Annotated in this window: 13 protein-coding genes and 1 pseudogene; 6 read left to right on the top strand and 8 right to left on the bottom strand. The window is 45.4% G+C overall.

From position 1 onward, the window contains the following. Positions 1–32: 32 nt before the first annotated feature. Positions 33–992, bottom strand: coding sequence for a D-2-hydroxyacid dehydrogenase (locus L0U88_RS10615; protein WP_234866027.1), 960 nt, complete (start codon positions 990–992; stop codon positions 33–35). A 30-nt stretch (positions 993–1,022) separates the two neighbouring features. Then, positions 1,023–3,152, bottom strand: a complete 2,130-nt coding sequence (locus tag L0U88_RS10610) for an alpha-galactosidase (RefSeq protein ID WP_234866026.1) — start codon at positions 3,150–3,152, stop codon at positions 1,023–1,025. A gap of 157 nt (positions 3,153–3,309) precedes the next feature. Between L0U88_RS10610 and L0U88_RS10605 the strand changes: the two genes are divergently transcribed. Next, complete coding sequence (locus L0U88_RS10605) at positions 3,310–4,173, top strand: dienelactone hydrolase family protein (protein ID WP_234866025.1); 864 nt, start codon at positions 3,310–3,312, stop codon at positions 4,171–4,173. 18 nt (positions 4,174–4,191) lie between these two features. On the opposite strand, the gene L0U88_RS10600 is transcribed toward L0U88_RS10605, so the two are convergent. Then, positions 4,192–5,913 carry a phytoene desaturase family protein gene (locus L0U88_RS10600; RefSeq protein WP_234866024.1) on the bottom strand — a complete coding sequence of 574 codons (1,722 nt, stop codon included), beginning with the start codon at positions 5,911–5,913 and terminating at the stop codon, positions 4,192–4,194. Between the two features lie 74 nt (positions 5,914–5,987). Here L0U88_RS10600 and L0U88_RS10595 point away from each other — a divergent pair, with 74 nt between their 5' ends. After that, positions 5,988–6,236, top strand: coding sequence for an acyl carrier protein (locus L0U88_RS10595; protein WP_234866023.1), 249 nt, complete (start codon positions 5,988–5,990; stop codon positions 6,234–6,236). Between the two features lie 166 nt (positions 6,237–6,402). Beyond that, complete coding sequence (locus L0U88_RS10590) at positions 6,403–6,990, top strand: c-type cytochrome (RefSeq protein ID WP_234866022.1); 588 nt, start codon at positions 6,403–6,405, stop codon at positions 6,988–6,990. A gap of 63 nt (positions 6,991–7,053) precedes the next feature. Here L0U88_RS10590 and L0U88_RS10585 read toward each other — a convergent pair whose 3' ends face one another. The 3 genes from L0U88_RS10585 to L0U88_RS10575 are packed head-to-tail and all read right to left on the bottom strand — an operon-like array spanning position 7,054 to position 9,891. Next, positions 7,054–7,767: a hemerythrin domain-containing protein gene (locus L0U88_RS10585; protein ID WP_234866021.1), complete on the bottom strand. Its 714-nt coding sequence runs from the start codon at positions 7,765–7,767 to the stop codon at positions 7,054–7,056. Positions 7,768–7,778: 11 nt separating this feature from the next. Beyond that, complete coding sequence (locus L0U88_RS10580) at positions 7,779–8,561, bottom strand: DUF5602 domain-containing protein (protein ID WP_234866020.1); 783 nt, start codon at positions 8,559–8,561, stop codon at positions 7,779–7,781. Then, positions 8,509–9,891, bottom strand: a complete 1,383-nt coding sequence (locus L0U88_RS10575; protein WP_234866019.1) for a glycosyltransferase — start codon at positions 9,889–9,891, stop codon at positions 8,509–8,511. The genes L0U88_RS10580 and L0U88_RS10575 overlap by 53 nt, the downstream gene beginning before the upstream one ends. Positions 9,892–9,964: 73 nt before the next feature. Here L0U88_RS10575 and L0U88_RS10570 point away from each other — a divergent pair, with 73 nt between their 5' ends. The 3 genes and pseudogenes from L0U88_RS10570 (at position 9,965) to L0U88_RS20905 (ending at position 13,198) form a co-directional block, all read left to right on the top strand. Further along, on the top strand, positions 9,965–11,515 hold the full coding sequence (locus L0U88_RS10570; RefSeq protein WP_234866018.1) for a ligand-binding sensor domain-containing protein: 1,551 nt from the start codon (positions 9,965–9,967) through the stop codon (positions 11,513–11,515). 3 nt (positions 11,516–11,518) lie between these two features. After that, positions 11,519–11,572 (top strand): annotated as a pseudogene (locus L0U88_RS20910) (two-component regulator propeller domain-containing protein); the annotation flags it as partial. A gap of 309 nt (positions 11,573–11,881) precedes the next feature. Continuing rightward, complete coding sequence (locus tag L0U88_RS20905; RefSeq protein ID WP_353620653.1) at positions 11,882–13,198, top strand: ATP-binding protein; 1,317 nt, start codon at positions 11,882–11,884, stop codon at positions 13,196–13,198. Between the two features lie 202 nt (positions 13,199–13,400). On the opposite strand, the gene L0U88_RS10560 is transcribed toward L0U88_RS20905, so the two are convergent. Continuing rightward, positions 13,401–14,180 carry a LytR/AlgR family response regulator transcription factor gene (locus tag L0U88_RS10560; protein ID WP_234866016.1) on the bottom strand — a complete coding sequence of 260 codons (780 nt, stop codon included), beginning with the start codon at positions 14,178–14,180 and terminating at the stop codon, positions 13,401–13,403. An 89-nt stretch (positions 14,181–14,269) separates the two neighbouring features. Then, entirely contained in the window at positions 14,270–15,316 is a 1,047-nt protein-coding gene (locus L0U88_RS10555; protein ID WP_234866015.1) for a sensor histidine kinase, read from the bottom strand. Positions 15,317–15,361: the final 45 nt, after the last annotated feature.

The raw sequence follows: 15,361 nt of genomic DNA, 5'->3' as shown, positions 1-15,361 counted from the left end.
TGTGAAAAGAAGTGAAAGGTGAAAGGTGAAAATTACAGTCCGATAACATTTCTTGGTTTACCCGCAATGAAAGCCTTTACGTTTGCGATGGTTTCCTCAAGCAGGCGTGTGCGTGCTTCGACGGAAGCCCAGGCAATATGCGGAGTGATCAGGCAATTTTTGGCGGTTAATAAAGGATTGTCTGCGGAAGGTGGTTCAACACTCAACACATCCAGTCCGGCTCCTGCTATCCATCCTTCATTCAATGCCTGCGCCAGGTCGGCTTCCACAATCAATGGTCCCCTGGCTGTATTTAATAGGTAGGATGTCTGCTTCATCTGACGCAACCTGGCTGCATTGATTATGTCTTTTGTTTGCGGTGTTAACGGACAATGCAAACTCACCACATCTGCCTCACGGAACAATTCATCCAGCTCTACCCATTTGAAACGTTGAGATTCCAGTCTTCCTTTTCGGGTTCGACTGTGAGCCAGCACTTCCATGCCCAGCGCTAATGCCATATCCGTCATTTTTTGACCGATATCACCCAATCCGATTAATCCCATTTTTTTTCCTGCCAACTCCACCAGAGGTTGTTGCCAGAAAGAAAAATCGGGAGCGTTAACCCATTGTCCCTGGTGCACCGCATCACTGTGCTGCTGTACACGATGTGTTAATTCAAACAATAAGGCAAAACACAACTGAACCACGGAATAACTGCTATAGCCCGGAACATTACTAACGGTGATGCCTAATTGTTTAGTTGCCTCTATATCTATTATATTAAATCCTGTTGCCAGTACACTGATGAATTTCAGTTCGGGTAACTCCGCTAGTTGATCCGCCGTTAGGGCTGTTTTATTCGTTAGTACAATCGTGGCTTCTTTTGCCCGCTCCACTACCTGATCAGGTGCTGTTCGGTCATAAACAATCAGTGTGCCCTGGGCTTCCAGGCCCTTCCAGCTAAGGTCACCCGGATTCAATGTATAACCATCCAGTACAACGATTTTCATCTTTCCCTATTTGTACACCAAATATATTATTTATGGTTTGCTAACCGTCATCCAGGTATACCCATTTGCAGGAATCGTTACTGTAATAGTGGCATTAAAATCGCGGTTGAGCGCAACGGTTTGTTTTCGGTTATCCGCCCATGTTAGTACAACTGATTGCTGCAAACCTGTATAATACAAGGGCAGCTGAATGGTACGCGTAATCGGCTTCCCGGTCGGATTGTATAACATCGCCAATCCTTTAACAGGAAGTCTGGGATCAACATGCAGGATTCCATCCCAATCTCTCCCATCAGCCCGCCTCAAATGAATCACATCGGCATTCAGAATTTCCCTGTACTTCTTATACCAACTGATTACTTTGATTACAGTTGCTTTGGTTGTTTCTGTATCATAGAGACGTGGCCCGCGATAACAGGCCTGTACCCCTGCACCATAATACTGCATCATCAGTTGCTCATAGTCTTTCAAATGCTCTGAAAGTGGCTCCAGGATGGCTTCCGGTCCGCCTCCCTGGTATTTTATCAGGGGAACAAAACCCCATCCCATGGAGGGCGTTTTTTCCCAAGTGCCATCATAAATATTTTGCCTGTTGAGGATTTTCTGTTGCTCGCGCGACAAAGAAAAATTCACTTCCCTGTAACCAATTGCGATCTTATGTGTACCATCCAGGAAATACCAATCAGGCGCATTTACATAAATCCCATTTTCATTACACCACCGATACAGGCTTTTTTGCAATTCCATTTGTTTCCATTGTGAATCATCCAGCCCGGTATGCCCGGGATGTTTGGTGGATGCACAGCGATCACCCGGATAAGGACCATCATTCTCAAACAGATCAAATCCCGTTTGGCTCATAAAGGTTTTTAACTTCTGAATATAATCCAGTCCCCACCGGCTTCCCAAACAGGGTGCATTGCCAAACATGGTGCCACCGGGTTTACCGGTTTTAGGGTTGATCACATCTTCCTCATCATTGATCCTGCGTGAGCTAAAAAGGGAGTAACTACCAATCAGGACCTTTTTGCTGTGTGCATAATCAGCCAGTTCCTTCCATTTTTTGATATTTTCGGCACTCGTATCTTCCATATTACAGTGACTGCCAAAGCTCAGGATCAATGCCTCATATCCGGTTGCTGCACACTGGTCCACAGCCGTTTTTACTTCTTCATCATTCTTGCTTACCAGGTGCATAAATATCGGGTTGGCTGTAACCCAGGGAGCAATGGTGCGATACATTTTCCGGATAGCCAGGCCATTTCGTTCCCGGTCTGCATTATCCTGGGCAAGTTCATAGGTTTTTACAGACTGAAGCGTGTCGGCGGGATGTAATTGTACACCCGGACCATGATCGGGATAGATCTCCAGCAAACAGGGTGTTTCATAATTATAATTTACCTGCGAAGTATATCCCGGATCCGTTTTCCAATGCAGGGTTTGATCACTTAATGTGTACCGCATCGCATTGTTAAATGCATAATTCGTTTCAAAATAAATGCCCGTTGGTTTTTTCATCTGCTCAGGACTTCCTATCACTGCACTCTCCTCTTCCACCATCGCCAGCACTTCATGCACCAGGCTGTCAATGAGCAAGCTTCGTGAGCTGTTATTAATTACCTGGAGCGATTTGCTAACCAATGGCAGGCCGCTGTACAGTTCATAATTTACCAGGATTTCAAGCCCTTTCAGTTCAGCTAACGGCGACCGATACCTGAAGATCAGTTTCTTTCCCGTAGCGGGTATCGCACCGGATGCCCAGCCTCTGGTTTTCCAGTTGAGAACAGGCTTTATCTCTTCTATCCGGTGCTCCTGGTATTGAAAGCTGCTGTCTGTAGCAGCCAGCCCATCCAGCCATTCAGGCAAAAAATAGGCTTTCTCATCCGGCACTTTTAATCCGCCAATTTTATAGGTTTTACCATTTATAGTAATGCGTGCCTCCTCCCGGATGGAACGTAATAATTGTCTTCCATTGGACAGATTGGTATAACTATAACAAACCAGGTTAGGTTGCAGGCGAAATTGCCGGCTGATTAGTCCATTGCTTAATTCAAGGTCTTTCCCATCCTTACTGGTTTTTACACTGGCGACAAAGGACTCCGGCTGCAGCAACCAATCCTTTGCCGGTACAACCTGGGAACCTGCATGGAGTGATAACATCAACAGAAAAAAAGGTAAACACCGCATACACAGTTGAATTTGTTGAAATATAAACCATTAGAGCCGAAGCGCCAGACGCAATCGTTTGAGCTAATCTTACTGTTCCCTTTGAACAATGCGTCCTGATCCTTGTTAACTTTTCCTAAATCGAGACGAAATGATAAAGTTTTTAGTACTTCCCATCAGCCTTTTGCTGGCATCCATTGGTTGGTGGAAACCCGTTGATTCAACTGCACATTTGAAGAATGCAGTAGTATGTCATCCCCTGGCAGACGATATGGTAAACTTTGCAAACGATCCTGCTTTCCAGGCCCTACATCCGATTCCGGTTGCCATTCAATGGGATGCAAAGGGCAGCATGATCAGCTATCCCACCAGTGATGGAAAAACTGCTTCTGCCTACCTGATTAAAGCTAAAAAGTCCAGCACTAAATGGCTGTTTGTATACCAGGAATGGTGGGGACTGAATGACCAGATCAAACAGGAAGCAGATCGCTTATATGCCGACCTCGGAGAAAAAGTAAATGTGATAGCCATTGATATGTATGATGGAAAAGTAACCAATGATCCGAAGATGGCCGGACAATACATGCAGGGTACAGATCCTGCACGCCTGGAAACCATCGTGAAAGGTGCATATAGTTATGCAGGTTCAAAAGCACAGGTTGCGAATATCGGTTGGTGCTTCGGTGGCAGCTGGTCGCTCCGCTCTGCACTTATTGGAAACAAACAAAATATCGGATCCGTAATTTATTATGGCATGCCGGTGAAAGATGTAGAGTTATTGAAGACCCTGAATTCCGATGTACTTGGACTTTTTGCAACTGAACAATACATTTCCAAAGAAATCATCGAGCAATTTGCAGCTGATATGAAAGCGGCAGGCAAATCCCTGGATTATAAAATTTTTGATGCAGTTCATGGTTTTGCGAATCCCAGTAATCCCAAACATGACCCTGCTAAAACACAGGAAGCCAATGCCATGGCACTGACTTACCTGAAGAAAAAATTTGGTGTATAAACTACTGGAGGATTATCCCTAGGAAGCAGACGAAAGTTCTGCAGCTTTTTGGGCAGCCCGTTCAGCGGGAGTAGGAAAAGCCTTGAATGGAAATTCTTCCCTGCTGAAAGAAGGATCTGTTAACACCTCCTGTAAATCCGATTTCCCATCCATATAACGGGCCAGCTTTTTAAAAAGAGCTGGCTTTTCTTTTTTCAGGATCAGGAAAGCTGCATTCGCACCGGCTTTTACAGCAATCGGAACACCGCCACCCAGTTCAGCCCAGTGACCACCCAGGATCAGGTTTTGCACCGGCGTCTGATAATGCGCGATTTTAGCCTGCATGTTGGCTCGTCCGGGTCTTGCTCCCATCATCGTACCATTTTTATTGCCTGTATAACGATAATGCGTAACCGGAGTAGCCACTTCATAAAACAGGATATGTTCCCGTAAGCCCGGTGCCACTTTTTCCTCTACTCTCCGGATCAGTTTCTCTCCGATTTCCTCCTTTAATTGACGGTAGGCTTCTCCGCGTATATAATTGCCTTCGGCATCTTTGGTAGTAAGCCATTCATCCCGGTAGTGCATCTCCGCGGGCATATAAACTGTGAGTGTACCCTGGTGTTCGGGGCAAAGTGATTTGTCACGCACCGTTGCTGCGAGCACACTCATTTCAACAGTATCCGGATCACCATTGGAATGAGCCTCAAATGGCTGTCCGTCATTGATGATATGAATCATCTCTTCACCAAAACCGAGCGCTTCAGCCGGACAATCCAATGCAATGGATAAGGTTACTGAGGAGGTATATAATTCTGCCTTCCGAAGTTTTTCCTTCAGTTTAGCAGGTATCACATGTTCCGGTAACATTTTCTCATATACAGTTTCAATATCATTTGCTGCAATCACGTACCTGCTCTTAAACGTATAGGGCTTCTTGCGATGCGTAAACTGCACACCGGTGGCCTTATTGTCCTCCACCAGGATCTGATTCACGGAACTTTGAAACAGTACCTGCCCGCCGCGGGATTCAATATTATGCTGCAGCCATTTGGGGATCATTTGGCTGCCACCTTTTGGAGGACTTTGAAAATCACCATAATAAGCCCAGCCAATGGGAACAAAACAACCAATTAGTTCGTGTTCTGCAGCAAAAATTTTATGTAGTCCCGGGTCCTTAAAAAATTTATTCAATCCTTTTTTCAATCCTTTTTCACCACTGTACATTACGTAGGGAATAAACGGCATTACAAAGCGAAACGTGTTATAGCCCGATTTGACCCTATCCCAGATTGACATATTCTCCTTGGCACGAAATACGGTGTTGAACTCCTTAAAAGACCGGCCCACTTTTTTTGCGCTGGCAAAAAAGCGTCGGATTCCTTTTTCCTCATGAGGAAATTCGCGAATCAACTGATCACGCCATTCATCCGGATTATTCGTGAGCAGGTAACTATGCGAATTGCCCTGGTAGCGACGAATGCGTTGTTGGGGAACAGCAACCGGATAATCTGAGCCGATAAGGTCGAAAATCCGGCAGATCAATCCACCCGGACCATACTGGTTCAGCCAGTGAATGGCTGTATCAAACAAGAATTGTTTGCGACGAAATCCCGCCAGGTAACCACCTGCATGGGGCTCTTTTTCCAGCACACAAACAGCATAACCGGCCTTACTCAACAGTGCTGCTGCGGTCAGTCCGCCCACACCTGAACCGATTATTATAACATCATAGGAGTCGTTTAAACCTGGTTTTAGCATGCGAGAAAATTACTAAACACTTGGCATTAGTTGTACATTTGAATAGGATATTGAATATATTTATTTCTATGAGTATGACAGAACAAGAGATCATAGAGAAAATAAACCACTTTCTGGCGGAAGAATTTGAAGTGGAACCGGAAAAAATCACCCCTGATGCCCATCTCAAGGAAACCCTGGAATTGGACAGCCTGGATTATATTGACCTGGCGGTAGTAATAGAACATCACCTCAACTTTAAAGTAAAGCCGGAGGACTTCACCCGCATGATAACTGTGCAGGATTTTTACCAGTATGCCTTTAGCCGCTGCGGAGTTTCTTAAACAGGTTTCTTTGCCATCTCGTCATCTGACCTGATCGACCAGTGGTAGCCCCCTGCTGCACACTTCATCCTGAAATTTATGCAGTTTATCCTCTTATTCCTTGCCTCCGGAGCCTTGGAAGATTACCTTGCCCCCAATTCATTAATCTTCAAACAACCTATCAACAATGAAAAAGATCTTGTTAACAGTAGCAGGATTGGCAGCAATCGTTGCGATTACAGCTATTGCCTGCCAGGCTCCGGTTACAGATTCCAAGGCTGCAGAAACTACTGCCACAGCAGAGGATGCGGTTAAACGGGGTGAATACCTTGTAAATACCATCGGATGCGACGATTGTCATACTCCTAAAAAAATGGGGGCTCATGGCCCTGAGCCGGATATGGAGTTCCGCTTTGCAGGTCACCTGGCTACACAACCAATCGGACCAATTGATACATCGGTTTTATCAAAGGGATGGCTGTTATTTGGACCTTCCTTAACCGCCGCTGTTGGCCCCTGGGGTGTTTCCTATGCAGCCAATATCAGTGGAGATTCAACCGGTATCGGTGCCTGGACAGAAGAGCAATTTTTCCGTGCTATGAGAGAAGGAAAATACAAGGGTCTGGAAGGCGGTCGCCCAATGTTACCACCTATGCCCTGGCCAAATTTTGCAAAGTTAAAGGATGATGACCTGCGTGCTATTTTTCTTTACCTGAAAGCTAGCAAGCCCATCAACAACGTAGTACCTGCTCCCAAGCAACTAAGTGCACTCTAAACAGGAGCTACCCTAAAAAATAAACCCGCCAACCGGCGGGTATTTTTTTGTCTCTTCACTTCTTTATACCACAACTCCATACTCCCTCTTCCATTCCTCCTTCTTCCATTCCTCCCGCTTCCTTTCCTCCACCATATCCCATTTCAGCAAAGGCAACTGCCCCAGTATCTTCTCCAGTAATAGTTCAAAAACCGGCGCGGGTAAACTGGATTCCATAGAATTCAGCCATATTGCAATGTCTTCATCATCCATATCCTTAATCATCCAGGAACAAAGCTCCAGCCATTCAGATAAAGGTTGTTTGCCTTCAATGCGAAGCTGCAACATATAAAGTGCATCATCCGAATAATGTTTCCACAACAAGGGGTTCAACATTTCTTCCTGCCGCTGCATGGCCTGAATCACCCAATCTGACAATTTCCGGAAACTGGCCCTGAAAAGAACACCAGCCCATTTATTGGCACGGTCGGATCCTGCTTCTTTATCAAAAACCAGCATATGATCCAGGATTCGGTCCAATGGAGAATTACGTACTTGCTGGCTCGCAGCAAAACATTCCGGTACTTTTTTCTCAAAAACGAGTAATGCAGGAATGATATACCTACTTTCTTCCTCAGCCTGCCGCTGACAGGCAAGCACCAGTTCGATCACCTGATCGAACCGATGCTGCACCTGCTGGGGTTTGGTAAAGTTCGTAAACTGCAATTGCAGGCTGGCATCCAGCAACTGCGCCCGAAGCGCGCTGTGTGATGTCTGAAATAAATTGAACCTGCGCATATAGATTAGGTTTAATTGCTTGCTTCTCGGTACACAAAGTTTTCAAGTGTAACCTCCCGGCTTGTTCCTACGCGCGCGATCTTCATTTTAGTAGGATAAAAACCTGCCACTTTGAATTTCTGCGGTTGAGGAATCGCCCTTTCAAAGAGATTAGACTGTTCAATGAACGCTTTGGTTACCATTGGTTCCAGGAAATTCACCTTCCCATCATAGGAACCATAGATAAATGTTTCAGTAAATGCTGACCCGTTTAACTCCGGTGCCGTTGCATCCAGCCAGTGTTTTCCCATCTGAGGAACTCCACCTGGAGGCGCGATATAAGTTGCCGGCAGGAAAGCTGCATCCGGAAGGTTATCAAATCCGGCCGCATTCGTTTCATAGGGAGGAATGGCCAACCGCTCTGCTTCACTGATCATGTAAAAGTGAAAATCAAAATGGGGTTTGGTGTACACATTCTCAGGTTCATGTCCTGCAGGATTCCAATCCAGTCCGATATGTTTGAAGGGTGTAACCAGTTCCGCCTTTGCATGCAGCGGAAGCGTAACACTATTGGCATGATTATGCCCCTGGTCGCCACCTACTGGTAAATTATTCCAGGCCTGGTCATTGATCGAGATACCCATCTTTTCTGGTTTGCCATCCTTTCCTACCTGGACAAAAGAATGCGCTTTGCCTCCGTGAAATGCTACCTGCGGACCTTGAAATACACCGCCTTTTTCGTCCTTGTCTTTACTGCAGGCACTAAATCCGATAATCGCTGCCAGCAGCAGCAGCTTTGTTGCTCTTTTTTTCATGTTGGTTGTTTTTATGGTTAATGGTTAATGAATTTTTCAACAGTAATTCCCGTACATACAAGGCCGTTAGTGCCTGGGGCTGGTATTGCATGAACTCCCGCGACATTTCTTTCACGCGCTGGCGATAGCTGTCCTGCTGCAGGATTTCCTCCACTGCTGCACGTATCTTTCCAGGTTTTGGCCGCTCTGTTTTCAGGTTGATACCAAGTCCGAAATACCCCACCCTGGCATTGATCTCACTCTTACCCTCATGGATACCCGCTACTACCATGGGCACTCCATGTTGTATTGACAGCAATACGCCACCATATCCGCCATTCGATATATAGACATCAGTATAGGGAAGGACTTCATCAAAAGGGATATAATCCTCAATGATAATATTGGGTGTGCTGTATTTTTTCAACAGTGCATCGCGACCAAATCCGCCGGTTGTAACCACCAGCAGGCAGTTGCTGTCTTTTAATGCTTCGATAGCCGGCTCCAGTAATTTGGAACAGTCTTTTTCAAAAGTTCCCTGCGTGATGAGCACTACCCGGTTGTAGGAGGATAACCTGGCATCATACCAGGGTTCCCGGTTCTTCCATTTCTTCAGAGGTAAAACCGGACCGATATACCGTATCTGCTCACTCAAATCCGGGCGCTCATATTCAAACCCGGGTGTACCACTTTGCAGGTAGAGATCGGATTTGGAAATACACATGTCAAAGAGATACTGGTTTCCATGTTCAATGCCATGCTGCTCCAGCAGGGAATGCATTAACCGGAAAGAGGGCTGAAAAAGAAAATCCAGTACCAGGAATCGCAGGAACCTATGAAACAGTTTTCCCAGAAAGGTATTCGAAGGTGTTAGTCCAAGGCCCATCGGGGGAAGCTGCCGGGAAGTTTCAACCAGTGGCACAATACCAATTGAAAGCACCGGAATGTTCATTTTTTCTTTCACGTAGGGAATACCCATGTATGCACAGTCCGCTATCAGCAGGTCAAAAGGAAATTCAGCATACACCGCTTTCAGATCGCGGTAATATTCCGGCCCTCTTTTGATGAAAAACTCCTGCATGTCAAAATTGAGCTGCGCGATTTTGCCTTTTTTTTTGGAACGCTCCGGAAGCAACACATCAATATTCTGCACATTGATATCCAATGCTTCCCGGAAGGGGAAAAAGCGAATTCCGAGTTGCCGGATCTTTCCTTCGTATAACTCAGAACAGTACCAGGCAATTTCATAGCCCTCTTCCAACAGATGGGCAGCCAGTGAAGTGAGTGGATTGAAATGCCCGTCTGCCGGTACATTGGCGAACAGGATCTTCCTGCCGGTTGATAATTTCATAGCTGATCGATAAGGTTATTAAAAGCGTCTGCAATATTAAATTGCCCAAAGCCCCGGGGAAAGGCATTGCTGCATGAAACCGCAAAAACTTGCACCCAACTGTAACCAGCTTATCTTGATTACAGCTTATCCATTAAATTCATCAATCCATCCACGATTCTGGCATATTAGTAAAGGCATTCCTTTTGGTACCTTTCACCGGAGTATATTTGAGTACCTGAACAAACGAATGTTGAAGCAATCCCTCCTTTCAGTACTGCTTTTTTTTGCAGGATGCACAGCATCCCTGCTGGCACAACAGGCCAGACAGTATTCTTTTACACAATACAGTACGGCAAACGGACTTGTATCCAATCATGTGAATGCAGTTGGCCAGGATAAAAAAGGATATATCTGGCTGGCCACTACCAATGGGTTGCAGCGATTTGATGGCAGGGAATTTATCACCTTCAAACACCATCCAAATCAGCCCAACAGCATACCTTCCAATAACCTGGCTACTATGTTCTGCGATTCAAAAGGCAGGGTGTGGATTATTAATGAAGAAAACCAAATTGGGCTGTTTGACAATGAACGCTTCACTTATAAGGATGTAGAAGCTGAAATGCCTCCGAGATCACTGAATATTTTTCATACCTCTATCTTTAAAGAGGACTGGAAAGGAACCCTCTACCTGCTGATGATTGGAAGAGGCGTATTCCGCCTGGATGAAAGCCAACAGCGCTTCCTGCCAATCAGCAGGGAGGTAACGCTTCCTGCAAACTGGACCGTTCTCTATTTTCAACCGGATGCCAATCGTAAAGTGCTCTGGCTGGGATGCGACTCGGGGTTGGTCAAATACGAACCGGATCTGAAAAGACTCTCCTATCCCGGGAACAACCGGTCCAGGGACCCAATCATCGACAGCTTTGCAGGTATACATAATATCCAGGGAATTGAACCCATTCACAATAGTAAAAGCCTGGCACTGTTTCACTGGCCTTATCGACATCCTGTTCCTTATTTCTATTGGTACGATGGCAATACGGGCAAAAAGACTCGCCATTATATTGGACCTTACATTCCAAGAGTCTATCATGAATTCAGAGGTATGTCCCAACAAAAAAACGGAACGATCTGGGTGTATGGGCTGCCCTTTATTGCTGAGTTCGATACCTTACACCAACGATTTCAGTTTGTACATCAGACTGCCCCCTACACAGAAAAATTTCGGTTTGATGTAGGTCTGCAAGCATATGAAGACCGACAAGAAAATCTTTGGCTGGCAACAACAGACGGCCTGTTTTTATTCAATCCAACAGCCCAGGCATTTAATGCTTATTACCTGGTTAGGCCGGGAGAAAAAAATGTGCAGGACGGTCCGGTTGAGCATGTTCAGCAATTAAAAAATGGCCAGATCCTGGTAGCCACCTGGGGAGCAGGATTATATCTCTATGATAAGCAATTCAGGCCACTGGAACTACCGGCTGCATTCAATCCCTGGAAGAATACAATGACCATCTGGAGTATCCTGGAACACAGTAAAACAGGGCTGATTTTTCTAGGTGAACAAACCGGATTTCTAAAGATCTACAATCCCAAAACTGGTACCGTACGCAACGACCAACCCTCCATTTTCAAATAACGAACCATCCGGCAAATGGTGGAAGACCGGGAAGGAAATATCTGGTTTGGTACCCAGGGCGGACGTCTGATCAAATGGGATTTTAAAAAATCAGGCGGAGATCCCACTAAAGCATATGAACTCATCCATGAAATCGGACTGGTACATAAACTGTATATAGATTGGGATGGCAGTTTATGGGTCGGCACGCTTGGCTGGGGCACCTATCATATTGATCCGGTTACCGGGGTTATCCTCCATCATATTACACGCTCTTCTGAAAGCGGTTGGAAAACAGGGAATGATTCCCCAACCGATATCATCCGGTATAATGACAGCCTGTTGCTGCTGGCTACTGCCAATCTAACGGTACTGAATACGCGCAGTATGACCCACCGGATTATTTCTGCAGATGACGGACTTCCTTCCAATTCCGCATCCTACCTGCAAATTGACAGAAGAGGCCGTGTATGGATAGGTTTGCAGGATGGTTTGTGCCGCTGGAATCTTTCTCAGAACTCCTTTACGGTCTTTGATCGCCGGGATGGAATTCAGTTTGATAATTTCACTTCAGGTGGTGCTTATCGTATCGGTGACTCCCTGCTTGCTTTTACTACCAGTCACAATTTCCTGGTGTTTGATCCCGAAATGGTAATGCATTCCACCCGCCCGCCACAGGTAACCATTACTGATTTGAAAGTACTGAACAAAAGAATGAATTACGATTCAATCATGCGGGAAGGACGCATGGAATTAAATCATAGAAACAATTCTATCACCATCGATTATGCTTCGCTTCAATACCTGGAACACGGACAACTTACGTATTATCATAAACTGGAGGGACTCGATGAATACTGGGTTCGTTCCACCCGAAATCAGGCTATTTATAACTACCTGCCCTATCGCAATTATACCTTCCTCGTAAAAGCGGTTAATGGTGATGGTGAGGAATCGGAAGCCGTTACCCGTCTGATTATCCAGGTGCGCCCTCCTTTCTGGCGTTCCTATTGGTTTATGGCGATGATGGTCTTTCTTCTGCTGGCTTTTCTATACTGGCTCGATCGCCTTCGGATGCAAAAGATCCGGGCAACAGAAAGTATACGGACCCGGATTGCCACCAGTTTAACAGAAGACCTGACCAATTCACTGAGCAGCATTAATATTTCTAGTGAACTCGCAAAAAATAAAATTGAACAGGACCGTGAGCGTACGCGGGATTATATCCACCAGATCAGTGAAACCAGCAACCGTATGACACAGGCCATGTATGATATGGTTTGGAGCATCAATCCACAGAATGATCAGATGGTGAAAACCCTGGAGCGGATGAAACAATTTGCACTTGAGCAGGAATCCTTTAATGATGTCAATATTCAGATTGAAGCCGACCCGCATATCGAGGACAAACATTCGGATATGGAACACCGTTATGAACTGCTCTCCATCTATAAGGAAGCGATCACCAATGCAGTGAAACATTCCGGTGCGCGTAATATCCAGGTACAACTGCGTCTCCGCAAACAGAAACTGCAACTACTGATCCAGGATGATGGCAAGGGCTTTAATACATCCGGTGTAGCCAAAGGCCGCGGTATCCTCGACATGAAACGTCGCGCTGCCGCCATCAATGCCAACCTTGAAATTTTATCTGAAAAAAATACGGGAACCCTGGTGAGACTGGAGATGAAGTTGAAAACGTGAAATGTCAGACGTCAGACGTGAGACGTATGGATTAGGAGACAAAGGAGAAGGGAGACAAAGGAGGAGGGAGACTAGAGACAAAGGAGGCAGGAGGAAAGGTCCAAGAAAAACAAAAACATCATATCAGCAATTTGAGATTTTAAGTTCACAAAAGCTCATGTGGCTTCCCGTCTCCTTTGTCTCCCTTCTCCCTCTTCCATTCTTACTTCCCCATCCAACGTTTGAAGTCGGTTACCTTCTCCCGGCTGACAATGGCCTCTTTATCAACCACGGGCTGAAGATGCAAGAGCAGGCGATTGCCAAAATAATCATGGATCTGATCCACGCTTTCGATGGAGACATAAAATGAGCGACTGATCCGGAAATACCGGTCAGGGTCGAGCATGGCTTCCAGCTCATCCATGGTATAATCTACGATGAACTTTCTGTTGTCCTTGGTCTTGAAAAAATTAACGCGCCCATCACTATAGAAATAGGCGATTTCATCCACTTCCACACTTACGAGTTTTTGTCCCTGTTTCACCAGGAAGCGTTTCCGAAACTCTTTGGGTTGTAATCGCTGCTGTAATTCTTTTACCAGGCTATCCATGTTCAGGTTGCCCGAAGGCTCAGCACCCAGCAGCATTTTTTTCATCCGGTGAAATTTGTCCAGGGCTGCTTCCAGGTCTTCTTTCTGAACCGGTTTGAGCAGGTAATCCACGCTGTTTACCTTAAATGCTTTCAGCGCATACTCATCATAGGAAGTGGTGAAAATTACCGTGGTATTCACCTCAACCTTATCGAAGATTTCAAAACTCTGTCCATCTGCCAGTTCTATGTCCATCAGGATCAGATCCGGCGTGGGATTTTCCTGCAACCATTTAACTGAAGACCGGATGCTATCTGTAATACCTACCACTTCCGCGTCGGATGTCACAGATTGCAGGGTCTTCTGCAGTTTCTTTACTGCCAGTTCTTCATCTTCAACAATGAGTACTTTCATACAAACGATATTACACAAAATTAATATGCCCCGTCCGCCTCTGGTATAAGAAGCGGATTAGTTGCTAAAATCAGTGCATGAACTGTAAATCAGGGCTGAATCAACGGTACAATAACCGAAAACTCTTTCCCGTCATCCCGGATCAGGATCTCCTCCTGCTTCATCAGCCGGTATTTGTTATGGATATTATTAAGTCCCACTTTATTGGAAAAAACCATCCGGTTCTTTCGCTGCAGGTTGTTGGTAACAATGAGTTTACGGCTATTGGTAGTGAGCAACTGAATCACGAGCGGGCTATCGCGAAGAATCATGTTATGCTTAACTGCATTTTCTACAAGGATCTGAAGTGTCAGCGGCGGAATCAGGTAATGCAGCAGCTTTTCATCGACCTTTAGTTCCATATCCAGGCCATCGCCGTAACGCGTTTTGAGCAGGTGGAAATAACTATGAATGAATTGTAATTCGGTTTCCAGGGTAGTGAGACCATCTTCATTCGTACGCAACATATACCGGTACACCTTACTCATTTCATCCAGGAATTTCTCAGCCTTTCCCGGATCTTCACTGATTAAACTGGACAGGGAATTGAGACTGTTGAACAAAAAGTGCGGATTTACCTGGCCCTTGAGTCCCTCCAGCTGGCTTTGCAGGTTTTCTTTTTTCAATTGCTCCGCTTCATCTACAAGAACTCTCCATTTCTCGTAAAAGGTGGCTCCCTCATTAAAACTGGTTGCCAGCAAATTACAGGCTAAACCAACCATAAGCGTCCAGAAGAAATTGGTATAATTCATGGTAAAGCCCATAAAACCGAGGTAATCATAGCCCCAAAACAAAAGACTTATCCCTGCTGTCATCATTAAGATATAAGCAAGTAAACTGAAGCCGATCCGCTTGAATGTCTGGCTGTATTTTGGATACTTATGCAAAAAAATAACAGCTACCATTCCGCAGGAAACATACACCAGAAAGATCACTGCCAGTGTAATCAGGGTGGCAGTCAGAAATCCGGATAAAGACTGGAAATACTTGCTTCCAAAGAGTAAAATATTCGCAATAATAGCAAAAGGTGGCAGCAGCAGTGCCGCTATCCACCTTTCACTTTTGGAATATTTCAGGAAGGCCATACTGTTCAACATCCAGACTTTTTTTCAAGATAGCCCATTGAGGGTATCGCCCAAAGT

Origin of the sequence: Flavihumibacter fluminis, assembly GCF_021491375.1 — a bacterium.
In the GTDB taxonomy this organism is placed as follows: Bacteria; Bacteroidota; Bacteroidia; order Chitinophagales; family Chitinophagaceae; genus Flavihumibacter; species Flavihumibacter fluminis.
Note: the sequence above shows the minus strand (reverse complement) of the source record. Positions and strands in the feature narration are given on the sequence as shown.

Bases quoted from the DNA above. Each gene is read 5' to 3' on its own strand.
- L0U88_RS10555 (WP_234866015.1), bottom strand. From the start codon at position 15,316: ATGTTGAACAGTATGGCCTTCCTGAAATATTCCAAAAGTGAAAGGTGG.
- L0U88_RS10570 (WP_234866018.1), top strand. From the start codon at position 9,965: ATGAAACCGCAAAAACTTGCACCCAACTGTAACCAGCTTATCTTGATT.
- L0U88_RS10600 (WP_234866024.1), bottom strand. From the start codon at position 5,913: ATGCTAAAACCAGGTTTAAACGACTCCTATGATGTTATAATAATCGGT.
- L0U88_RS10575 (WP_234866019.1), bottom strand. From the start codon at position 9,891: ATGAAATTATCAACCGGCAGGAAGATCCTGTTCGCCAATGTACCGGCA.
- L0U88_RS10615 (WP_234866027.1), bottom strand. From the start codon at position 992: ATGAAAATCGTTGTACTGGATGGTTATACATTGAATCCGGGTGACCTT.
- L0U88_RS10595 (WP_234866023.1), top strand. From the start codon at position 5,988: ATGACAGAACAAGAGATCATAGAGAAAATAAACCACTTTCTGGCGGAA.
- L0U88_RS10590 (WP_234866022.1), top strand. From the start codon at position 6,403: ATGAAAAAGATCTTGTTAACAGTAGCAGGATTGGCAGCAATCGTTGCG.
- L0U88_RS10580 (WP_234866020.1), bottom strand. From the start codon at position 8,561: ATGAAAAAAAGAGCAACAAAGCTGCTGCTGCTGGCAGCGATTATCGGA.
- L0U88_RS20905 (WP_353620653.1), top strand. From the start codon at position 11,882: ATGACCCACCGGATTATTTCTGCAGATGACGGACTTCCTTCCAATTCC.
- L0U88_RS10610 (WP_234866026.1), bottom strand. From the start codon at position 3,152: ATGTTATCACTCCATGCAGGTTCCCAGGTTGTACCGGCAAAGGATTGG.
- L0U88_RS10560 (WP_234866016.1), bottom strand. From the start codon at position 14,180: ATGAAAGTACTCATTGTTGAAGATGAAGAACTGGCAGTAAAGAAACTG.
- L0U88_RS10605 (WP_234866025.1), top strand. From the start codon at position 3,310: ATGATAAAGTTTTTAGTACTTCCCATCAGCCTTTTGCTGGCATCCATT.
- L0U88_RS10585 (WP_234866021.1), bottom strand. From the start codon at position 7,767: ATGCGCAGGTTCAATTTATTTCAGACATCACACAGCGCGCTTCGGGCG.